At 69.5% G+C, this 20,276-nt stretch carries 19 protein-coding genes and 1 tRNA gene; 12 read left to right on the top strand and 8 right to left on the bottom strand.

Features of this window, described 5'->3' with window-relative positions; translation table 11 throughout:
• The first annotated feature begins 47 nt into the window (after positions 1 to 47).
• Positions 48 to 1,211, top strand: coding sequence for an iron-containing alcohol dehydrogenase (locus ACYQPG_RS07095; protein WP_461230617.1), 1,164 nt, complete (start codon positions 48 to 50; stop codon positions 1,209 to 1,211).
• A 411-nt stretch (positions 1,212 to 1,622) separates the two neighbouring features.
• On the opposite strand, the gene ACYQPG_RS07090 is transcribed toward ACYQPG_RS07095, so the two are convergent.
• Positions 1,623 to 2,834, bottom strand: a complete 1,212-nt coding sequence (locus ACYQPG_RS07090) for an ABC transporter substrate-binding protein (RefSeq protein ID WP_461232430.1) — start codon at positions 2,832 to 2,834, stop codon at positions 1,623 to 1,625.
• Between the two features lie 296 nt (positions 2,835 to 3,130).
• On the opposite strand from ACYQPG_RS07090, the gene cpaB reads away from it, so the two are divergent.
• The 7 genes from cpaB (at position 3,131) to ACYQPG_RS07055 (ending at position 11,058) form a co-directional block, all read left to right on the top strand.
• Positions 3,131 to 3,961: a Flp pilus assembly protein CpaB gene (cpaB, locus tag ACYQPG_RS07085; RefSeq protein WP_461230616.1), complete on the top strand. Its 831-nt coding sequence runs from the start codon at positions 3,131 to 3,133 to the stop codon at positions 3,959 to 3,961.
• Positions 3,962 to 3,966: 5 nt separating this feature from the next.
• Positions 3,967 to 5,490: a type II and III secretion system protein family protein gene (locus ACYQPG_RS07080; RefSeq protein WP_461230615.1), complete on the top strand. Its 1,524-nt coding sequence runs from the start codon at positions 3,967 to 3,969 to the stop codon at positions 5,488 to 5,490.
• Positions 5,491 to 5,514: 24 nt separating this feature from the next.
• Positions 5,515 to 6,261: a CpaD family pilus assembly protein gene (locus ACYQPG_RS07075; RefSeq protein WP_147940651.1), complete on the top strand. Its 747-nt coding sequence runs from the start codon at positions 5,515 to 5,517 to the stop codon at positions 6,259 to 6,261.
• Between the two features lie 65 nt (positions 6,262 to 6,326).
• Positions 6,327 to 7,571, top strand: coding sequence for an AAA family ATPase (locus tag ACYQPG_RS07070; RefSeq protein ID WP_147909263.1), 1,245 nt, complete (start codon positions 6,327 to 6,329; stop codon positions 7,569 to 7,571).
• A gap of 54 nt (positions 7,572 to 7,625) precedes the next feature.
• Positions 7,626 to 9,071: a CpaF family protein gene (locus ACYQPG_RS07065; RefSeq protein WP_461230614.1), complete on the top strand. Its 1,446-nt coding sequence runs from the start codon at positions 7,626 to 7,628 to the stop codon at positions 9,069 to 9,071.
• Between the two features lie 2 nt (positions 9,072 to 9,073).
• Entirely contained in the window at positions 9,074 to 10,051 is a 978-nt protein-coding gene (locus tag ACYQPG_RS07060) for a type II secretion system F family protein (protein ID WP_147940653.1), read from the top strand.
• A gap of 26 nt (positions 10,052 to 10,077) precedes the next feature.
• The gene (locus tag ACYQPG_RS07055; protein ID WP_147909266.1) at positions 10,078 to 11,058 is read left to right on the top strand and encodes a type II secretion system F family protein; all 981 of its coding nucleotides are present in this window, start codon (positions 10,078 to 10,080) and stop codon (positions 11,056 to 11,058) included.
• Positions 11,059 to 11,089: 31 nt separating this feature from the next.
• Here ACYQPG_RS07055 and ACYQPG_RS07050 read toward each other — a convergent pair whose 3' ends face one another.
• Positions 11,090 to 11,323, bottom strand: coding sequence for a GcrA family cell cycle regulator (locus ACYQPG_RS07050; protein ID WP_147856381.1), 234 nt, complete (start codon positions 11,321 to 11,323; stop codon positions 11,090 to 11,092).
• A 418-nt stretch (positions 11,324 to 11,741) separates the two neighbouring features.
• Between ACYQPG_RS07050 and sseA the strand changes: the two genes are divergently transcribed.
• A complete protein-coding gene (sseA, locus tag ACYQPG_RS07045) occupies positions 11,742 to 12,587 on the top strand; it encodes a 3-mercaptopyruvate sulfurtransferase (protein WP_461230613.1) in 846 nt (281 codons plus the stop codon).
• 114 nt (positions 12,588 to 12,701) lie between these two features.
• Here sseA and ACYQPG_RS07040 read toward each other — a convergent pair whose 3' ends face one another.
• The 4 genes from ACYQPG_RS07040 to ACYQPG_RS07025 are packed head-to-tail and all read right to left on the bottom strand — an operon-like array spanning position 12,702 to position 15,928.
• Complete coding sequence (locus ACYQPG_RS07040) at positions 12,702 to 13,526, bottom strand: FTR1 family iron permease (protein WP_147854223.1); 825 nt, start codon at positions 13,524 to 13,526, stop codon at positions 12,702 to 12,704.
• Between the two features lie 30 nt (positions 13,527 to 13,556).
• A complete protein-coding gene (locus ACYQPG_RS07035) occupies positions 13,557 to 14,975 on the bottom strand; it encodes a 4Fe-4S binding protein (RefSeq protein ID WP_461230612.1) in 1,419 nt (472 codons plus the stop codon).
• 10 nt (positions 14,976 to 14,985) lie between these two features.
• Positions 14,986 to 15,330, bottom strand: coding sequence for a cupredoxin domain-containing protein (locus ACYQPG_RS07030; RefSeq protein ID WP_461230610.1), 345 nt, complete (start codon positions 15,328 to 15,330; stop codon positions 14,986 to 14,988).
• A gap of 34 nt (positions 15,331 to 15,364) precedes the next feature.
• The gene (locus tag ACYQPG_RS07025) at positions 15,365 to 15,928 is read right to left on the bottom strand and encodes an iron transporter (RefSeq protein WP_210248937.1); all 564 of its coding nucleotides are present in this window, start codon (positions 15,926 to 15,928) and stop codon (positions 15,365 to 15,367) included.
• 350 nt (positions 15,929 to 16,278) lie between these two features.
• On the opposite strand from ACYQPG_RS07025, the gene ACYQPG_RS07020 reads away from it, so the two are divergent.
• A complete protein-coding gene (locus ACYQPG_RS07020; protein ID WP_461230608.1) occupies positions 16,279 to 18,405 on the top strand; it encodes a carbohydrate porin in 2,127 nt (708 codons plus the stop codon).
• Between the two features lie 10 nt (positions 18,406 to 18,415).
• On the opposite strand, the gene lipB is transcribed toward ACYQPG_RS07020, so the two are convergent.
• Positions 18,416 to 19,135 carry a lipoyl(octanoyl) transferase LipB gene (gene lipB / locus ACYQPG_RS07015; protein ID WP_461230607.1) on the bottom strand — a complete coding sequence of 240 codons (720 nt, stop codon included), beginning with the start codon at positions 19,133 to 19,135 and terminating at the stop codon, positions 18,416 to 18,418.
• Positions 19,136 to 19,238: 103 nt separating this feature from the next.
• Between lipB and ACYQPG_RS07010 the strand changes: the two genes are divergently transcribed.
• Positions 19,239 to 19,544 (top strand): FliM/FliN family flagellar motor switch protein, encoded by a 306-nt coding sequence (locus ACYQPG_RS07010; RefSeq protein WP_147910664.1) that lies wholly within the window; start codon positions 19,239 to 19,241, stop codon positions 19,542 to 19,544.
• A gap of 122 nt (positions 19,545 to 19,666) precedes the next feature.
• A tRNA-Leu gene (locus tag ACYQPG_RS07005) sits at positions 19,667 to 19,751 on the top strand.
• Between the two features lie 178 nt (positions 19,752 to 19,929).
• On the opposite strand, the gene ACYQPG_RS07000 is transcribed toward ACYQPG_RS07005, so the two are convergent.
• Positions 19,930 to 20,253 (bottom strand): DUF6429 family protein, encoded by a 324-nt coding sequence (locus ACYQPG_RS07000; protein WP_461230606.1) that lies wholly within the window; start codon positions 20,251 to 20,253, stop codon positions 19,930 to 19,932.
• Positions 20,254 to 20,276 lie beyond the last annotated feature (23 nt).

Here is a 20,276-nt window from a genome sequence, read left to right as displayed (position 1 = left end):
ACAGTTACCGGAAGGCCCGAACCGTCTCTAAGCCAAGGATCAATAACATGGTTGCCTCGATCGCCCTGCCGCGGCTGATGCGCATCGGCGCCGGCGCCTCGCGGCTGCTGCCGGAGATCCTGGGCCAGCTCGGCCTGTCCCGCCCCTTCGTGGTCACCGACCCCTATCTCGTCAGCAGCGGCCGCACCGACACGCTGCTCGAACGGCTCGCCAGCGCGGGTGCCCGCGGAACGATCTTCTCCGAGACCGTGCCGGACCCGACCGTGGCTTCCGTGGAGGCGGCGCTCGCCGCGCTCAAGGCCGGCGACTTCGACTGCGTGGTCGGCTTCGGCGGCGGCAGCCCGATGGACACCGCGAAGGCGGTGGCGGTGCTCGCCCGCCATGGGGGCCACATGCGCGACTACAAGGCGCCCCGCCTGCAGGATGAGCCCGGCCTGCCGATCGTGGCGATCCCCACCACGGCCGGCACCGGCTCGGAGGCGACCCGCTTCACCATCGTCACCGACGAGACCTCGGACGAGAAGATGCTCTGCATCGGGCTGGCCTACCTGCCGGTGGCCGCGCTGGTCGACTACGAACTGACCCTGACCAAGCCCAAGCGCCTCTCCGCCGACACCGGCATCGATGCGCTGACCCACGCCATCGAGGCCTACGTCTCGCGCAAATCCAACCTGTTCTCGGACGGGCTCGCGCTCCAGGCGATGCGCCTGATCGCGCCGAACCTGCGCCGGGTCTGGACCGACCCCAGCGACCGGGCGGCCCGGGAGGCGATGATGCTCGGCGCGACCCAGGCCGGCATCGCCTTCTCGAACGCGTCGGTGGCGCTGGTCCACGGCATGAGCCGGCCGATCGGCGCACATTTCCACGTGGCCCACGGGCTCTCGAACGCGATGCTGCTGCCGGTGGTGACGGCCTTCTCGGCCCCCGCCGCGGTGGCGCGCTACGCCGCCTGCGCCCGGGCCATGGGCATCCCCGGCCTCGACGGCGACGACCGGGCCGCCGTCAACGCCCTGGTGGCGGAACTCGAAGCCCTTAACGACGACCTCGACGTGCCCGGACCCCGGGAATACGGGATCGACCCGGCCCGCTGGGAGGCCCTGATCCCGACCATGGCCGCGCAGGCGCTCGCCTCCGGGTCCCCCGCCAACAACCCGGTCGAGCCGAGCGCGGAGGAGATCCAGGCGCTGTACCGGCGGGTCTGGGCGGCCTAATCGTCGCTGGTGAAAAGCGCTGGTCTCCTCGCCCGTACGAGCTTGTGGATTCACACATCGGGTCGGCAGAACACACGGGAGACACCGCGGCTCCCCCTCCCCCTTTGCGGGGGAGGGTGGCCCCCGAAGGGGGTCGGGAGAGGGGAGCGACGGTGCAGGAGAAAGCGCCGGCCTTCACCCCTGCGCGGCCTTCTTCCGGAAGCCGGGTTCCCCTCTCCCGACCCGGCCTGACGGCCGGCCCACCCTCCCCCGCAGAGGGGGGAGGGAGACGCGTCTGGGGTTAGCCTTGGCCCAAATCCGGCAGCGATGTGAGAATATCGTAGCCCGTGCGGGGAAGGGAGCGCGTCGCGTTCTGCAAGAGCAAGGGCCTTCAAATCCTTGACGGCCCTCGCCTCACGATAAGAGCGCCTATTACTTTGCCGCCGCCGTCAGCGGGCAGCCGCTCTCGGCCGGGCTCGCGTAGGCTTCCTTGCCCGGGATGGTCGCGAGTTGCTTGTAGAGGTCCCACGGGCCCTTCGACTCGGCCGGCTTCTTGACCTCGAACAGGTACATGTCGTGCACCATGCGGCCGTTCGGCTGCACCGTGCCGCCGTGGGCGAACACGTCGTCCACCGGGAGCGCCTTGAGCTTGGCGTTGACCGCCTCGGTCTCGTCGGTGCCGGCGGCCTTGACGGCCTTCAGGTAGGACAGCACGGCCGAGTAGGTGCCGGCCTGGATCATGTTGGGCATCCGGCCGGTGCGCTTCATGTAGCGCTGGCCGAAGGCGCGGGTCTCGTCGTTGGCATCCCAGTACCAGCCCTCGGTCAGGGTCAGGCCCTGCGCGACCTTGAGGCCGAGCCCCTCCACCTCCGAGAGGGTGAACAGCAGGGCCGCGAGCTTCTGGCCGCCCTCGACGATGCCGTACTCGGCCGCCTGCTTGATCGCGTTGGAGGTGTCCAGCCCGGCATTGGCGAGCCCGATCACCTTGGCCTTCGAGCCCTGCGCCTGAAGCAGGAACGAGGAGAAGTCCTGGTTCGAGAGCGGGTGGCGGACGCTGCCTAGCACCTTGCCGTTGTTGGCCAGCACGACGCGGCTGGTATCGGCCTCCAGAGCCGAGCCGAAGGCGTAGTCGGCGGTGAGGAAGAACCAGGTGTCGCCGCCGGCCCGGGTCAGCGCGCCGCCTGTGCCGACCGCCAGCGCCCGGGTGTCGTAGGCCCAGTGGTAGCCGTAGGGCGTGCACGCCTTGCCGGTGAGGTCGCTGGAGGCCGCCCCGGTGGTGATCGTGATCTTCTTCTTCTCGCGGGACAGGCCCTGGACCGCCAGCGCCACCGACGAGGTGGTCAATTCCATGATCGCGTCGACGCCGTCGCGGTCGTACCATTGCCGGGCGATGCCCGAGGCGATGTCCGGCTTGTTCTGGTGGTCGGCCGCGAGGATCTCGATCGGCACGCCGTCGATCTTGCCGCCGAAATCCTCCACCGCCATGCGGGCGGCCTCCACGGAGCCCTGGCCGCCGAACTGGGCATAGAGGCCGGACTGATCGTTGAGCACGCCGATGCGCAGCGCGTTGCCCGAGAAGGCGCCGGCCGCGGCACCCTGGGCGGCCGCCGGGCCCGAGCCCAGAGCCAGGGCGGTGACCAGCACCGCACCGCCAAATGTCCTGATCATGTCACTCCCCGGCATGTTTTGCCCGGATGATCCGAGCACCCGATTCTGACGCGGGTTCGGGCGAAGACTATTGCAGCCGCGGATGCTGCGCCACGGCCAGGATTGGGCCGCAGGTGAGAGATCGCGCCGGTTGTGACAGGCCCGGCAACCGCCCCGTTTCCGGACCGTATCCGACCGGCGCAGTTATAATACCTTAACCATAAGTACACGAATGGCCCCCCAGGGTCCGGGGATGGACGGCAATTCGGCCGTCTCCGGCGCGTGGCGATGCGATGAATCCAGCCCGTCTCGCCGTCCTCGGCATCGCCCTCGCAGCGGGCAGCGGGGCGGCCTTCCTGATGAGCGGCGGCGACCCGCCTCCGCCGCCGCCGGCCCCGAAGGCCGAGCAACCGCCGCCGGCCCCGACGACCGAGGTGCTGGTGGCCGCCGCCGACATGCCCATGGGCCAGGTGCTGCGGGCCGCGGACCTGCGCTGGCAGCCCTGGCCGGATGCCGCCATGACGACCGGCTACATCAGCCGCAAGGACAACGCGAAGGCGCTGGACGAGACGGTCGGCGCCTCCGTGCGTTCGGGCTTCCTCGCCGGCGAGCCGATCCGGGCGCAGAAGCTGGTCCGGCCCGACAGCGGGTTCATGGCCGCGATCCTGCCCTCCGGGATGCGCGCGGTCGCCATCGTCACCGACAGCCGCGGCACCAACTCCGCCGGCGGCTTCATCCTGCCCAACGACCGCATCGACGTGATCCGCACCTTTCGCGACGACGCGAACTCGCGCGCCAACAACAGCGAGGTGCAGCTCTCCCAGACGATCCTGACCGATATCCGCGTCCTCGCGATCGGTCAGCTGATCCAGGAGAAGAACGGCACCAACGTCGTCACCGGCGAGACCGCCACGCTCGCCGTCACCCCCGCCCAGGCCGAGACGCTGACGCTCGCCCAGAAGGTCGGCACGCTGTCGCTGTCGCTGCGCAGCCTCGCGGATGCGGGACGCCCCCCCGAGGCCCAGCCGGTCGAAGCCCATCCGGGCGAGGCCGCGATGGCGCAGACGCCCGAACCCGGATTGACCGTCGTGCGCTTCGGCGTCGCGCGGCAGCAGACGCCGTGACCCCCATGACCGACCTGCCGACCCTCCTCCGCCCGGCGCGCGTCCTCGCGCTGCTCGCCCTGGTGGCCGGGGGCCCCGCCCTCGGGCAGGGGCGGCCGACGCTCGGGCCCGCGCCGGTGCTCACCGTCGGGTCGGCGGAGGCCGCCTCGTCCCGCCGGGTCGAGCTGACCGCGGGCCGCTCGGTGATCGTCGACCTGCCGCGGGACGCCAAGGAGGTGTTCGTCGCCAACCCGGCGGTGGCCAACGCGGTGGTCCGCTCGACCCGGAAGGTGTTCGTGATCGGCATGGCCGACGGCGCGACCTCGATCTTCATCCTCGACGTCGAGGGCCGCCAGATCGCCGCCCTCGACGTGACCGTGGCCCGGGACCTGAACCTCGGGACTTTGCGCGAACTGCTCGGCCAGAGCATCCCGGGCGGTCGCTTCGACGTGCGCTCGTCGGGCGCCTCGGTGCTGCTGTCGGGCTCGGTCAACTCCTCCTCGGACGCCCAGCAGGCGATCGACATCGCCAACGCCTTCGTCGGCCTGGGCGGGGCCGCGGCCGCCACCGGTGCGCCGAGCGGCGGCGTCTCGGCCGGGGCGCGGGGCGCGGTGATCAACAACCTGACGATCCGCAACAAGGACCAGGTGATGCTGCGCGTCACCGTGGTCGAGGTGTCCCGCACCGTACTGAAGCAGTTCGGGATCAACATGACCGGCAATTGGTCGGCGTTGAATCCGCTCGGCTCGGCGGCGTCGCCGGCCCTGACCAACAACCTGCCATTCCCGATCACGGGCGGAACGACACCCACCGGCAACCAGATCCAGGCCTCGGTCCAAGGCGCCGGCTTCTCGCTGCAGGCAACCCTCAAGGCCTTCGAGCAGGCCGGTGTCTCACGGGTTCTGGCGGAGCCCACGCTGACCGCGATCTCCGGTGAGGCGGCGAAGTTCTTGGCCGGCGGCGAGTTTCCGGTACCCTCCGCGGCATCGAGCTGTGTCGGCGGCATCTGTTCTGCGCCGGGGATCACCTTCAAGCCCTACGGTGTGGCGTTGAGCTTCACCCCCGTTGTTCTGGCCGACAACCGCATATCGATCCGCGTCGCCACCGATGTGACCGAGATCGATCCACAGAACAGCTTCAACTACACGAACGACGGCGTCACCACCGCCATCCCGGGCACCCGGGTGCGCCGCTCCGAGACCACGGTCGAGCTGCCGTCGGGCGGCGTGATGATGACCGCCGGCCTGATCCAGCAGGTCAACAAGCAGGCGATCACCGGCCTGCCCGGCCTGGTGAACTTGCCGATCCTCGGCGCGCTGTTCCGGTCCCGGGACTACCAGCGCATGGAGACCGAGCTGATGATCATGTGCACCCCGTTCATCGCCCGAGCGATGGAGCCCAAGCAGGTGACCCGGCCCGACGACAACTTCGTCGACGCCACCGACGGGCAGGCGGTGCTGCTCGGGCAGGTCAACCGCCTCTACGGCAAGGTCGGCGCCGCCCCTCTCGGGCGCACCTATCGTGGCCGCGTCGGCTTCATCGTCGAGTAGCGCCCCGCTTCCAGGACCGGATCCATGACCCGACGTTCCCTGCCCCGACGTTCCCTGCCCGCCCAGTCCAACCTCCTGGCCGCCTGCGCGCTCGGATTGCTGGCCGCCGCCTGCAAGGGCGAGCCCGCCACCACCGGGGGTATCGACCTGTCGGATTACCGGGCGCGCCACCCGATCGTCCTGGCCGACGGCACCCGCAGTCTCGACGTGTTCGCCACCGGGCCGGGCCATCTCGACCCGCGCCAGGCCGGCGACATCGACGCCTTCATGCTGGAATACCGCCGCTACGGCCGCGGCGGGATCCTGATGGAGGTGCCCCGGGGCCTGCCGCCGGCGCAGGCCGCCGCCGTGGAGCGCACGGCCGCGGCCTTGAGCCGGCGCGGCACCGAGGACGGCGTCGGCGCCCGCGAGGTCACCCTGTCGGCCTATCCGGTCGCGGCCCCCGGCCTCGCCGCGCCGATCCGCCTAAGCTTCCAGCGCATGCAGGCCAAGGTCGCCGACCAGTGCGGATTATGGCCCCAGGATCTCGGCACCTCGAACTTCGCGTCCGATTACGGCAACCGCCCGAGCTGGAATCTCGGTTGCGCCACCCAGGCCACGCTCGCCGCCCAGGTGGCCGATCCCGTCGACTTGGTGCGCGGCCGGCCGGAGGGCCGGATCGACACGGTCAAGCGCGTCCGGGACATCGGCCAGTTGCGGGAAGGCAAGGATCCGTCAACCACATGGCGGCAAGATGGGACCAACGCCGTCAAGTCCCAAGTCACCAACTAGGACGAACGGTGCGCGCCCCCTGGTCCCCGACGCCGCGACTCGACCACGAACCCGAAAGTGCCGTCATGGCGGACCCGTCCGAGACATCCGAGCGCACGATCGCCCCGGTGCCCCGGATCACGATCCAGGCCTTCTGCGAGACCGGCGAGACCGCCGCGATGATCGAGGGCGCAGCCCTCGACCGGCGCATGCAGAAGGCCCAGGTCAAGGTCCGCATGGGCGGCGGTGCCGCCGCGATCGAGGCCTACCGGCACGCGCCGACCCCCAACGTCGTCGTCATCGAGACGCAGGGCGTGCGCTCGAAGCCGGTCGAGTGCCTCGATGCCCTGGCCGAAGTCTGCGACGAGGGCACCCGCGTCCTGGTGATCGGCCACGTCAACGACGTGACCCTGTACCGGCAGCTGATCCAGCGCGGCGTCTCCGACTACCTGATGGCGCCGGTGGATCCGCTGACCCTGATCGCGGCGATCTCCGACCTGTTCACGGCGCCGGGCGTCAAACCGGTGGGCCGCACCGTGGCGGTCTACGGCGTCAAGGGCGGCATCGGGGCCTCCACGGTGGCGCACAACTTCGCCTGGTCGGTCGCCCGCAACCAGGGCGTCCAGACCGTAATCGCCGACCTCGACATCGCCTTCGGCACCGCCTCGCTCAACTTCAACCAGGACCCGCCGCAGGGCATCGCCGAGGCGGTATTCGCCCCCGAGCGCCTGGATTCAGCCCTGGTCGAGCGGCTGCTGTCGAAGTGCAGCGACAACCTGAGCCTGCTCTCGGCCCCGGCGAGCCTCGACCGGACCATCGACCTGTCCGAGCCGGCCTTCGATTCCCTGATCGAGTACCTGCGCGCCAGCGTGCCCTGCGTCGTCCTCGACATCCCGCACCAGTGGAACGCGTGGTCGAAGCGCGTGCTCACCGCGGCCGACGAGATCCTGATCGTCGCCGGGCCCGACCTCGCCTGCCTGCGCAACGCCAAGAACCTGCTCGGGGCGCTCAAGCACGGTCGCCCGAACGACCAGCCGCCCCGGATCCTGCTCAACGGCGTCGGCATGGCCAAGCGGCCGGAGATCGGCACGGCCGAGTTCGCCAAGGCCCTGGACGCGCCGATCGCGGCCACGATCCCGTTTGAGCCGACCCTGTTCGGCACCGCTGCCAACAACGGCCAGATGATCGCCGAGATCCAGGCCGGCTCGAAGGTGGCGGAGCTGTTCAACGACCTGGCGGCGGTCACCCTCGGGCGCCCGGAGACCCGGCGCAGCAAGTCGAGCCTGCTGGAGCCGCTGCTGGCCAAGCTCGCCGGCCGCAAGGCCTCGTGATGCGCGAGACCGTCGCCGGGACGATGCCACGCGCGGGCGCCTTGGAGCTGACCCATGTTTGGTAGGCGACAATCCGGAGCCGCCCCGACGGCGCCCGCACCGGTCCCGCACGCGCGGGCCGCCGTGCCGACGGCGCCGGTGCTGCGCGACTCCGCCCCGCCGCCCAAGCCGCCGCCCAAGCCCGCCGCCCCGGTGGCGGTCGAGAACCCGCGCTCCGAGGATTATTACCGGACCAAGAGCCTGATCTTCGGCGCCCTGATCGAGGCGATCGACCTCACGCAGCTCTCGCGCCTCGACGCCGAGACCGCCCGTGAGGAGATCCGCGACATCGTCACGGAGATCATCGGGCTCAAGAACATCGTCCTGTCGATCGCCGAGCAGGAAGAGTTGCTCGACGACATCTGCAACGACGTGCTCGGCTACGGCCCGCTGGAGCCGCTGCTCGCCCGCGACGATATCGCCGACATCATGGTCAACGGCGCCAACCGGACCTTCATCGAGGTCGACGGCAAGATCCAGCTGACCAATGTCCGCTTCCGCGACAACCAGCAGCTGATGAACATCTGCCAGCGGATCGTCAGCCAAGTCGGCCGCCGGGTCGACGACGCCTCGCCGATCTGCGACGCGCGCCTGCCGGACGGCTCCCGCGTCAACGTCATCGCACCGCCGCTGTCCATCGACGGACCGGCGCTCACGATCCGCAAGTTCAAGAAGGACAAGCTGACCCTCGAACAGCTCGTGCGCTTCGGGGCGATCTCCCCGGAGGGTGCCGAGGTCCTGAAGATCATCGGCCAGTCGCGCTGCAACGTGGTCATCTCGGGTGGCACCGGCTCGGGCAAGACCACGCTGCTGAACTGCCTCACGGCCTTCATCGAGCACGACGAGCGGGTCATCACCTGCGAGGACGCGGCGGAGCTGCAGCTCCAGCAGCCCCACGTCGTCCGCCTGGAGACGCGCCCGCCCAACATGGAGGGCCAGGGACAGGTCACCATGCGCGACCTCGTCAAGAACTGCCTGCGCATGCGGCCCGAGCGGATCATCGTCGGCGAGGTCCGCGGCCCCGAGGCCTTCGACCTGCTGCAGGCGATGAACACCGGCCATGACGGCTCGATGGGCACGCTCCACGCCAACAGCCCGCGCGAATGCCTGTCGCGCATCGAGTCGATGATCTCGATGGGCGGGTTCACGCTGCCGTCGAAGACCCTGCGCGAGATGATCTGCGGCTCGATCGACGTGGTAATCCAGGCCATGCGCCTGCGCGACGGCTCCCGCCGCATCACCCACATCACCGAGGTGCTGGGGATGGAGGGCGACGTCATCACCACGCAGGACATCTTCCTCTACGACATCGTCGGCGAGGACCCGAACGGCAAGCTGATCGGGCGCCATCGCTCCACCGGCGTCGGCCGGCCGAAATTCTGGGAGCGCGCCCGCTACTACGGCCTCGACCGCCGGCTCGGTGAGGCGCTCGACGCCGCCGAGATCGTCGACGGGGCGTGACCATGGCGGATTCGTCCCAGCTCCCGCTCGCCGCCGGCCTGATCGGCATCGCCGTGGCCGCCGTGGCCTACGTGGCGGTGCTGCCGCTGCTCGGCGGTCAGCGCCGGGCGAGCAAGCGGTTGAAGTCGATCGGCGTCACGGCCTCCGGGGCGGCGGTGCGCGGGGTCGCGGTCAACCGGCGGGAGCAGGTCGCCAAGACGCTGAGCGAGATCGAGGCGAAGGCCAAGAACGCCAACACGGCGACGCTGGAGCTGAAGCTCGCCCGCGCCGGCCTGAGCTGGACCAAGCGGACCTTCTACACGGTCTCGGGGGGCTGCGCCGCGATCCTCGGCCTGCTGCTGTTCATCGTCACGGACAGCCCGGTGGCGGCGGCCGGCGCTGCCTTCGCGGGGGGCTTCGGCGTCCCCGCCTGGCTGCTGCGCCACCTGCGGCTCCGGCGCATCGCGAAGTTCAACAAGGAGTTGCCCAACGCGGTGGACGTGGTGGTGCGCGGCATCCGCACCGGCATCCCCGTCGGCGACTGCTTCCGCATGGTCTCGCGCGAGGCCGAGGAGCCAGTGCGCAGCGAGTTCCGGACGGTGATCGAGACCCAGGCGATGGGTCTCTCGCTCGGCGAGGCGGTCTCGCGCCTGTTCGAGCGGGTGCCGACCGCCGAGGTCAACTTCTTCGCGATCGTGATCAACATCCAGCAGCAATCGGGCGGCAACCTGTCGGAGGCGTTGAACAACCTCTCGGTGGTGCTGCGCGACCGGGCCAAGATGCGCGGCAAGGTCCAGGCGATGAGCATGGAAGCCAAGGCCTCGGCCTCGATCATCGCGTGCCTGCCCTTCGGCGTGGCGGGCATCACCACGCTCACCAGCCCGGATTACATCTCGCTGCTCTGGACGACGGATGTCGGCACGATCGCGCTGGTGGGGGCGGCGATCTGGATGTCGATCGGCGTCTTCACGATCAAGAAGATGATCGCCTTCGACTTCTGAGCCCCGTTGGATCCGGATCCCGTCCCATGATCGACGCCATCGCGGAGAAGCTGTTCGATCCCCGCTTCATGGGCACGCTGCTGACCGCCGTCGCGGCGGGCGCGACCGCCTTCGCGGTGGCACAGCCCTTCTTCGAGTCGGACAAGCTCGCCAAGCGGATGAAGATCGTCAGCGACGAGCGCGAGCTCATCCGGCGGCGGGAGCGCCAGGCGGACCGGGCCCGGCCGAACGACCGGGCGACCCTGCGCGTGGCGCCCAAGGCCTACATGAAGTCCATCGTCGACCGGTATCAGCTGCACCGCTGGCTCGGCACCGATACCGCCAAGCGCAAGCTGATGATGGCGGGCTATCGCGGCCAGGGCGCCGAGACGACGTTCCTGTTCTTCCGCCTGATCGTCCCGGTGGCCTCGGTGATCGCGGCCGTATTCTACCTGTTCGTGCTCGAGGCGATCGACGCCACCTACCTGATGCGGATCGGGATGGTGATCGGCGCGGCCTATATCGGCATCAAGGCGCCGGAGCTGTTCCTGGTCAACACCGCCAAGAAGCGGCAGGCCGAGATCAAGCGGGCCTGGCCGGATGCCCTCGACCTGACGCTGATCTGCGTCGAATCGGGGATGGCGGTCGAGAACGCGTTCCGGAAGGTCAGCACCGAGATCGCCACGTCCTCGGTGGTGCTGGCCGAGGAACTCGCCCTGATGACGGCCGAGATGTCGTTCCTGCCCGACAGGCGGCAGGCCTACGAGAACCTGTCGCTGCGCACCGGGCTGGAGCCGGTCAAGTCGGTCGCGACCGCCCTGATCCAGGCCGAGCGCTACGGCACGCCGATCGGCCAGGCGCTCCGAGTGCTGAGCCAGGAGAGCCGCGACCAGCGCATGAACGACGCGGAGAAGAAGGCGGCCAGCCTGCCACCCAAGCTGACTGTGCCGATGATCCTGTTCTTCCTGCCGGTGCTGTTCGTCGTCATCATCACGCCCGCCGTCATCCAGGTCATGCGGACGCAGTGACGGCCAGCGCGGAACCTGATCGATCAGACGCTCAGCGGATACGGCCGGGACGGGTCGGCTCGAACACGATGCGCCGGTGGAACGCGCACCAGCTCTTGCCGTCTGAGACCGGCGCGCCGCAGCAGACGGCGCGGTCGTTCGGCTCGCCGATGATGTACTTGCACACGAAGGCACCGGATTGCGCGAAGGGCACGCGCAGGTCCGCCGACGGCTCCTGGACGCCCTCGGCATCACCGATCTGAGACATGCGGACGAGTTGATTCATGGGGGTGATCGGCTCAATAAGCAGGCTGCACGGTCGGCGCGGGCGCCTCGGCAGAGAGGGAGGATCGAACGCTCCTCCTTCAGGCGGCGGCCCCGTCTCGCGTGTCCGGGACTGGCGTCTCGCGGAACGGCATCGGGGGCGACCCGCCCGAGCCGGCCTCGACGGCTGGCGCGGTGAGCGTCATCGTGTTGTCGTAACTGGGGTTACAACGATTGAAAACAAGACCAGCGTGCATTCGCTGCATCGGACCACGGTGCCGGGTGCGTAGCTGGCCGCGGGATTGCGGCCCCGCGCCGGTCCCCCCGGGGGCCTGACGAAACCGTCCGACCGCGAAGTCTCCGGCCGGCGACCGGGCGTGCAACAGGCTCCGGCCTGTGGTTTGGTGGCCCCTCGCGCGAACAGAGCCGGATAACGGATTATGGCCCACCCGCCCCTCGTCACCCCCGAATGGCTGCACGAGCGCCTCGCGGCGCCCGACATCGTGGTGCTCGACGCCTCGTGGTACCTGCCCGCCGCCGGTCGCGACGCCGCGGCCGAGTATCGGGCCGCGCACATCCCGGGGGCTCTGCGCTTCGACCTCGACGCCATGAGCGACACCGAATCCAGCCTGCCGCACATGCTGCCGCGCTCCGACGTGTTCGCCTCGCGGATGCGGGCGCTGGGCGTCGGCGACGGCATGCAGATCGTCGTCTATGACGGCCAGGGCCTGTTCTCGGCGCCGCGGGTCTGGTGGATGCTCAAGACCTACGGGGTGCGCGACGCGCTGGTGCTGGATGGCGGCCTGCCGGCCTGGATCGCCGCGGGCTACGCCCCCGAGGACGGCGACCCGGCCCCGCGCGAGCGGCGCCACTTCACCGCCCGGCTCGACCACGGCGCCGTGGCGGACGCCAACGACGTCGCCCGGGCCCTGGAGACCGGCTCGGCCCAGGTGGTCGACGCCCGCTCGGCCACCCGCTTCCGCGGCGAGGAGCCGGAACCGCGGCCGGGCGTACGGCCCGGGCACATGCCCGGCGCGCACAACCTGCACTACGCGTCGCTTCAACGGGACGGCCGGCTGAAGAGCCCGGAGGAATTGGAGAACGTGTTCGCAGAGGCCGGCATCGATCCCGACCGGCCGATCGTGACCACCTGCGGTTCCGGCGTGACCGCGGCGATCATCGCACTGGCACTGGAGACCCTGGGCCAGCCCGCCCGGGGCCTCTACGACGGCTCCTGGTCCGAATGGGGCGCCGACACGGCACGCCCGGTAGCGACGGGCGCCTGATCGCGGTTTCGAAAGGTCGGGACCTTTTGCGGGTCGAGGGCGGAGCCCTGGTCTATCAACAGGGCTCTGCCCTGACGACCCGCCAAAGGGCTGAGCCCTTTGGGAACCCGGACATCAGGCGGTGCGCACCGTCCGGCGCTTGTCGGCGGAACTCCACTGCATCAGCCCGACCATCACCGCGATGGTGCCGAGATAGACCAGCCCCTGCAGGGCGGTCGGCCGGTCGGTGTAGCCGACCAGGGCGTGCAGCACCCGGCCCGGCCAGGAATTCTCCGCGATCACCCCGGAGCTGTTCCACAGGGTCTGGCCGAGGACATCCACCACACCGGCATTGGCCAGGAACTGGGCCGCCTGCGCGGCGAGCCCTGCGGCGAGGAAGATGATCAGCACGCTGGTGATCGAGAACACGTAGCGGCTCGGGATCGCGGCGAGGCCGAGATAGGTCACCGCGGAGAGGAGGATCCCGGCGCCGATGCCGGCGAAGGCGCCGAACTGGATGTCCGCGCCCGAGGTGCCCGACGCCACGAGGCCGTAGAGGAACAGCACGAGTTCGGCGCCCTCGCGCAGGATCGCGGCGCCGACGACGATCGAGAGCGCGGCCGCCTCGCGCTCGCCCGAGCGCACCGCAGCGCCGGCCGCCCGCAATTCGCCCGCGAGCTCCTTCCCGTGCTTGCTCATCCAGGTGTTGTGCCAGATCAGCAGCAGCACCGCGACGATCAGCACCGCGGCGTTGAGGATGTCCTGGCCGCTGCCCTCGAAGGCGTCGGAGATCTTTTCCGCGAACAGCGCCACGAGGCCGGCCCCGGCGAGGCCGCCGACGACGCCCAGCAGGACCCAGCGCATCCGCCCGGGGATGCCCCGCGTGGCCGCCAGCACGATCGAGATGATCAGGCCCGCCTCGATGACTTCGCGGAAGGCGATGATGAACGCGCCGATCATGGCGTTCTCCTCAGTTGAACGCGGACCGCGCTACCAGACCCAGAACAGAAGCACCCAGTTGGCGACCGAGAGGGTCACCGCGGAGGCGATGCAGGCCGTGGCCGCGGCCCGCTGAAGGCCACCCGCCCCGAGGCCGGCGACCCGCCAGGCCAGCCACACGCTCCAGAGGCCGGCCCCGATCAGCATGGCGGCCCGGATTTCCGACACGTACGGGATCACGATGCCGTCGCCGCGCAGGAACGTGACGGTCAGCGCCGAGAGGCCCAGGAAGACGCCGCAGCCCGCCACCGGGATCAGCGTCTGCGTCAGGTGATGGAAGCGCCGGAGCGACCATCCACCGAGCGCCACGGTCGCGAGCGCCACGATCCCCGACACCGCAAGGCCGAGAAACACGGTCGCGGCGCCGATGTAGGCCAGGAGCAACCCGCCGTCGAGGAGGGTCATCACGTCGCTGTGGTCGGGGTAGTTCGTCAGGATGAACCACGGCGCGGACATCTCCAGCGGCCATGTCGTCCCGTGCTCGATCAGCCAGGTGGCGGCCAGCTGCTTGGCCTCGACGAACCACGGGCTCGACGACCATTGGAACGCGCCCACCGCGAGGGCCAGCATGCCGAACAGGATCAGCACGGTCTGTTCCAGGCTCGGCTCGCTCCCGGCGACGTGGACGATCTCGTGGTTGGGCGAACGCAGGGCCAAGCGCACCGCGCCGCGATGGCCGCTGCAGCGGCCGCACATGTGGCAGGAGCCCGCGCCGCGCATGACCTTGACCGGAACCAGCGGGGCGCAGTTGAACGTCTCGGCGCCCTGTGCGGGCTTGGGCGAGGCGGCCCAGGCGGCGCGGTCGACCTGGAAGCTCACCGGCGCCAGCTTCGAGAGCACGGCGAAGACGCCGTTGACCGGGCAGAGGTAGCGGCACCAGACCCGCTTGTTGCGGCCGTAGAGCAGGCCCACGACGATCGCCGCGACGGTCGAGCCGCCGAGCACGGCCAGCACCGGCTTCGGATAGCCGTAGACGCTGGTCATCTGCCCGTAGACCGTGGTGCCGGCGAACGCCAGGAACGGCCAGCCCTGCCACGTGATCCAGCGCGGCACGGCGTAGCCCCGGCTCCAGCGGCTGGCGAACTCGCTCAGGGCGCCCTCGGGGCAGAGCACGCCGCACCAGGCCCGGCCGACCAGCACCATGCTCAGGAGCACGAACGGCCACCAGATGCCCCAGAACGCGAACTGCGCGGCCAGCGTCAGGTTGGTCCAGATATGCGCGGTGTTGTCGGGCAGCGGCAGCAGCGCGGGCACGATCACCAGCACCCCGTAGACGCCGACGATCACCCACTGCACGGCCCGGATCATCCAACCGTGCTGCCGCAGCCAGTCGCCGAAGCGGGCGAGCCGCTCGTCGAGCAGGTCCCGGCGCGAGGGCGCCTCCGCGAGGAGGGTCGGGGCAGTCACCATCGGGACCCGCTCACTTGGCCACCAGGGTGGCCTTCGCCTCGGGATGGAAGTCGTCGAACACCTGGTAGGTGCCGGGATCGAGGGTGCGGAACACGATCGACGAGGTCGAGCCGGCGGCCAGAGCCTTCTCGCGCTTGAGCTCCGTGCTCTCGAACTCCACCGGCGACTGCCCGGTATTCGAGATCTCCAGCTTGAACCGGGTGTTGGCCGGAACCTCGATGGTCGCCGGCAGGATCACGCCGTCGCGCATCTCCACCTTGATGACCGGCATGTCCTCGGCGCGCACGGGGAGAGCCGCGCAGGAGACGGCGAGGAACGCGGCGGCGAAGCGGACGGGGCGCGACGAGCGTGACACGGATATCCTTACGGTTCAGGAGGCGCCCGCCTTGTCAGTAGGCGCCCTTCTTGCCGACGCCGGCGAAGGTGAAGTCCTGGGTCACGTCGAAGGGCTCGAACCAGGGGCCGACCCCGGTCTCCTTGTCGACGTGGCGGCCGAAGTGACTGTCCTTGCCGGGGGGGGCCACCGTGACCGTCAGGCGGTAGCGGCCGGGACCGAACAGCTTGACGTTGTCGCCGTAATGCGGGCCGTCGTTGGCGACCATCGGCATCAGCTGGCCCGCGACCTTCTGGTCCGTGGGCTTGTCGCCGTCGAGCTTCACCGCCTCGAACCGGACGTCGAGGGCCGGCACCCAATCGCCCTCCGCGAAACCGTTCCGGTTGTCCTTGGCGGCGCGGATGTCGGTCTCGAGATGCAGGTCCGACTGCGCGGCTTGGCGCATCATGCCGGGCGGGTCCATCTCGATCGGCTGCAGGTAGACGGCCGCGACCTCGAGGCCGTTCTTGGTCACGTGCGGACCGATCGGCACCTCCTTGGCCGCGGCGGCCCCCGCCGTCGCCAGGAGGGCACCCGCAGCCAGGCCGCGGAGAATCGGGAAGAGAGTCGGAGCGCGCATGCCGATGCACATAACGCTCCCACGAGGCATTTCAAAGAGGCAAACCGGCACAGATCAAATGATAACAATTCTAATCTGACGCCATTACAGCGCTGACGAGTGATAGTTCTTGGTCTTTACCTGTAGACGTATCAAGTTTCTGCGCGTGGAGCGAAGTTATTCCGCCGGCTGTGTCCGCGCGTATCTTGACCGCCGGAGAGATGTGGAGATCGTCACGGCACTGCCATGCACGGCATCGACAATACGACGCGGGACGAGAAACGATGTGGCCTGTGGTCGAGGCGACCCGAAACGGCTTGCATGTCCGCGAACCTCATTATAGCAAGTGCTATATCTTGTCTGCGAGTCCGATGTCGCCCCGTCCCGCGCCCCTCCTCCGTGCCGCCGCCCTCGTCTTGGCCGCGCCCCTGATCGCGTCCGTTCCGGCGGCCGCGGCCGACCTCGCCGGGCGCCGCCCGGCGCCCGACCTGCCCGCCTATACCGACTGGTCGGGGGGCTATATCGGCCTCCAGGGCAGCGCGGGCGGGTCCTACGGAGCCTATAATTTCGGGCCGACGGCGATCGGGAACCGTGCGGTCCCGGCGTTCAAGAGCGGCGATTCCACCGGCCGCAGCGACCAGGGCCGCAACGCCACCACGGCGGTCGGGGGCCTGTTCGGCGGCTGGAACTGGCAGGCCGGCCCCTGGGTCTACGGAGCCGAGGCGACCCTCGACGTGGCGAACCTGAAGCGGCCGGTGCCCTCGACCATCACGTGCTTCGGGTACGAGGACGCCGACCAGCCCTTCAACATCGTGCGCGCCAAGACCGACCTGTACGGCACCCTCCGGGCCCGGATCGGCTACAGCTTCGACCGGTACCTCGTCTACGGGTCGTTCGGGCTCGCCGGCGCCAACGCGCGGTTCCTGGCGAACTACCCGGATCTCGACGCGGGCGGCCAGAACACGGCGCGTCGCGAACTCGGCTATCTCGGCTTCACCCTGGGCGCGGGCATCCAGTACGCGATCAGCGATTCGCTCGCCCTGGGGATCGACTACCGCTACATCGACCTCGGCGGCAGCCGGCGCTTCTCGCTGGGCAGCGTACCGGGGGACGACGGCGGTCCGGTCACGTCCCGGGCGCGCTTCACCTCGAACCAGCTGTTCGCGCGGCTGATGTGGTTCCCGGGCGGCCTGAAGGCTCCGCCCGATCCGGACGAGACCGCACCGCACGATCCCGACAACGGCGAGACCGGGCGCTTCTCGCTGCACGGGCAGACGACGCTGATCGCCCAGGGGGTGCCGGGCTTCCGCTCGCCCTACGAGGGTGCGCAGAGCCTGATCCCGCACCAGGCCCGGCAGACCACCACGGCCACCATCTTCCTCGGGCTCAAGCTCACCGACAGCACCGAGCTCTACTACAACCCCGAGTTCAGCCAGGGCTTCGGCCTGTCGCGGACGCTGGGCGTCGCGGGCTTCGTCAACGGAGAGGCGCAGAAGGCCGGCGCCCCGTTCCCGAAGCTGCGCTCGAACCGCTATTACGTGAAGCAGACGATCGGCCTCGGCGGCGAGACCGTGGAGGTGCCGGACGGGCCGAACCAGGTCGCCACCCGGTACGATGCGGAGCGGATCACCCTGATCGCCGGCAAGTTCGCCCTGGGCGACTTCTTCGACGGCAACGTCTACGCCCACGACCCGCGGGTCGACTTCTTCAACTGGTCGCTGTGGGGGGCTTCGGCCTGGGACTTCCCGGCCAACCTCCCGGGTTTCACGCAAGGGGTCTACGCCGAATACAACCGGCCGGAGTTCGCGATCCGCGCCGCCTACACGCAGGTGCCCAAGGAGCCGTCGAGCGACGTGCTCGATCCGCGGGTGTTCCGGCGCGCCGGCCTGAACGCCGAGTTCGAGGAGCGCCACGTGCTCCCGTGGCTCGAGCAGCCCGGCAAGATCCGCATCGGCCTGTTCTCGAATGTCGGGGTTTCGGCCAACAACCGCGAGCTCGTCACCCTCACGCAACTCGGCCTGTTCGACAACGGCAGCGATGCCGCCCTCGCGACCCGCAAGCCGCGCCGGAAGACCGGCGGCTACATCAACCTCGAGCAGGCGCTGACGCCCGAACTCGGCCTGTTCGCCCGGGCCAGCCTGAACGACGGGCGCACGGAGAACATCTCCTTCACCGACATCGACCAGAGCTTCTCCGGCGGCCTGTCGCTGAAGGGCAAGGCCTGGGACCGGCCGGACGACACGGTCGCCATCGGCACGGCGATGAACCGGCTCTCGCCCTCTCACCGCGCCGCCTTCGCGGCCGGCTATTACGGCCTGCTGGTCGGGGACGGGCGGCTCAACTACGGCAGCGAGCGGGCGCTGGAGACCTACTACGCCCTGAACCTGACCAAGTTCGTGACCCTGACCTTCGACTACCAGTTCGTGAACAACCCCGGCTACAACCGCGACCGCGGGCCGGCGCACTTCTTCGCGTCGCGATTGCACGCGGATTTCTGATCGCCGGTAGCTACTCCGCCGCCTCGCTCACCGTGGCCCCAAAAATCCCTTCGAACGCGGCGCGCAGCTGCATGTCCACCTCCGCCAGGCTCACGGGCAGGCCGAGATCGACCAAGCTCGTCACCCCGTGCTCGCGCACGCCGCACGGCACGATGCCGGCGAAGTGCGACAGGTCCGGCTCGACGTTCAGGCTGATCCCGTGGAAGCTGACCCAGCGGCGCACCCGGATGCCGATGGCCGCGATCTTGTCCTCCACCCCCGGCCCCTTCTCGGGGCGGCGCACCCAGACGCCGACCCGGTCCTCCCGGCGCTCGGCCCGGACGTTGAAGGCCGCCAGCGTCTCGATCAGCCAGCCCTCCAGGCTCGCCACGTAGGCGCGCAGGTCCCGGCTCCGGCGGTCGAGGTCCAGCATCACGTAGGCGACCCGCTGACCCGGGCCGTGATAGGTGTACTGGCCGCCCCGGCCCGTGGCGTGGACCGGGAACCGATCGGGCGCCACGAGGTCCTCGGACCGCGCCGAGGTGCCCGCCGTGTAAAGCGGCGGGTGCTCGAGCAGCCAGACGCATTCGGGCGCCGCGCCCCGGGCGATCCGCTCGACGCGCGCCTCCATCCAGGCCACCGCGTCCGCGTAGCCCACGGGCGCGTCGCTCACGCGCCAGCCCACCGGATCCGAGCCGGGCCGCGTCGGGAAGGCATGGGGCGAGACCGTGAGACGGGGCGCGTTTACCAAGGGTTCACCATCCTGCGTCGATGGTCGAAGCCTTCAACATCCGCGGCCGGCGGTTGCAAGCTTTGGGTGCACCAGGTCGGCGGCGAGACGGGATGGGCGAGCGGTGGCGGTCTTCGAGACCCTGAAGGTCGATCTGACGGTGGTGCTGGGCCGGGCCCGGATGCCGCTGCACATGCTCCTGCGCATGGGCCGCGGCGCGGTGATCGAGCTGGAATCCAGCGACAGCGACATGGTCGAGATCCTGGCCAACGACCACCCGATCGCCCGCGGCCAGATCGTGGTCACCGGCGACCGCATCTCCGTCGAGGTGACCGAGCTGATCCGCAAAGCGGCGGCGATCATCGAGCCCGGCACCACGATCGGCGACAGCGCGACGCCGTTCCTGGACGACAACTACGCGTCCGTTTGAGCGCGGCGCTTGTCGGCGGCGGATCGATCTGTTATCCGCTGCGCCGCCCGACATGACGGCGGCCCGAGGGTTTCCCCGGAGGTCGCATCGGTCGGGCGAACGGGCGGATCTTCGCGTCCGATGCGGCCATGGCGGAATTGGTAGACGCGCTAGCTTGAGGTGCTAGTCCCGCGAGGGGTGGAGGTTCGAGTCCTCTTGGCCGCACCACACGTTTGTTGTAGTGTTTTTTCTCCGATCGCTCGGCGCTCCGTCGGGTTCACGGCTTCAGCCGTTGATTGTGTCGGACCTTCGTTTTGCGGCCAGCAGCCCTGCGCTCGGCCGCAGGGGCGAACCGTTCAATCGTTGCGGGTGAACAGCGCTTCGGATCGGCGCAGGCCTTCCCCAGTCAGAACCACGCCAGCACCACGGACTTGGCCCGGCCGACCGGATCGGCGCTCGGCCCCTTCGCGTGCAGGCGGCAGAGCGACTCACAGTCGAACCCTTTCCTGGCCCGGCATCCGTGGTGGAACGTCAACCACAGACGGGCGGACACCGCCTCGGCAAGGCGCTCGTCATCGCCCGGCAGTCTCGACGCTCCGACCACGCCCACGGTGCGGGGCGTTCGTGCGAGGCTAGATGTTCGATCGCATAAAACATTGATCGTCCAATATCGGAACCATAATTTTTGTCTTCCGGCGTATTTTTTGATGTTGCTGATATAAATAATCACATCGATATCGGATAAATGCTTAC

The organism is Methylobacterium sp. CM6246 (genome assembly GCF_054818005.1).
This window is presented reverse-complemented; position numbering and strand designations above follow the sequence as displayed.

Excerpts from the sequence above, each read along its gene's own strand:
- ACYQPG_RS07080 (WP_461230615.1), top strand. The coding sequence starts at position 3,967 with ATGACCGACCTGCCGACCCTCCTCCGCCCGGCGCGCGTCCTCGCGCTG.
- sseA (WP_461230613.1), top strand. The coding sequence starts at position 11,742 with ATGGCCCACCCGCCCCTCGTCACCCCCGAATGGCTGCACGAGCGCCTC.
- ACYQPG_RS07040 (WP_147854223.1), bottom strand. The coding sequence starts at position 13,526 with ATGATCGGCGCGTTCATCATCGCCTTCCGCGAAGTCATCGAGGCGGGC.
- ACYQPG_RS07070 (WP_147909263.1), top strand. The coding sequence starts at position 6,327 with ATGGCGGACCCGTCCGAGACATCCGAGCGCACGATCGCCCCGGTGCCC.
- ACYQPG_RS07060 (WP_147940653.1), top strand. The coding sequence starts at position 9,074 with ATGGCGGATTCGTCCCAGCTCCCGCTCGCCGCCGGCCTGATCGGCATC.
- ACYQPG_RS07035 (WP_461230612.1), bottom strand. The coding sequence starts at position 14,975 with ATGGTGACTGCCCCGACCCTCCTCGCGGAGGCGCCCTCGCGCCGGGAC.
- ACYQPG_RS07095 (WP_461230617.1), top strand. The coding sequence starts at position 48 with ATGGTTGCCTCGATCGCCCTGCCGCGGCTGATGCGCATCGGCGCCGGC.
- ACYQPG_RS07050 (WP_147856381.1), bottom strand. The coding sequence starts at position 11,323 with ATGAATCAACTCGTCCGCATGTCTCAGATCGGTGATGCCGAGGGCGTC.
- cpaB (WP_461230616.1), top strand. The coding sequence starts at position 3,131 with ATGAATCCAGCCCGTCTCGCCGTCCTCGGCATCGCCCTCGCAGCGGGC.
- ACYQPG_RS07025 (WP_210248937.1), bottom strand. The coding sequence starts at position 15,928 with ATGCGCGCTCCGACTCTCTTCCCGATTCTCCGCGGCCTGGCTGCGGGT.
- ACYQPG_RS07065 (WP_461230614.1), top strand. The coding sequence starts at position 7,626 with ATGTTTGGTAGGCGACAATCCGGAGCCGCCCCGACGGCGCCCGCACCG.
- ACYQPG_RS07055 (WP_147909266.1), top strand. The coding sequence starts at position 10,078 with ATGATCGACGCCATCGCGGAGAAGCTGTTCGATCCCCGCTTCATGGGC.
- ACYQPG_RS07075 (WP_147940651.1), top strand. The coding sequence starts at position 5,515 with ATGACCCGACGTTCCCTGCCCCGACGTTCCCTGCCCGCCCAGTCCAAC.
- ACYQPG_RS07020 (WP_461230608.1), top strand. The coding sequence starts at position 16,279 with ATGTCGCCCCGTCCCGCGCCCCTCCTCCGTGCCGCCGCCCTCGTCTTG.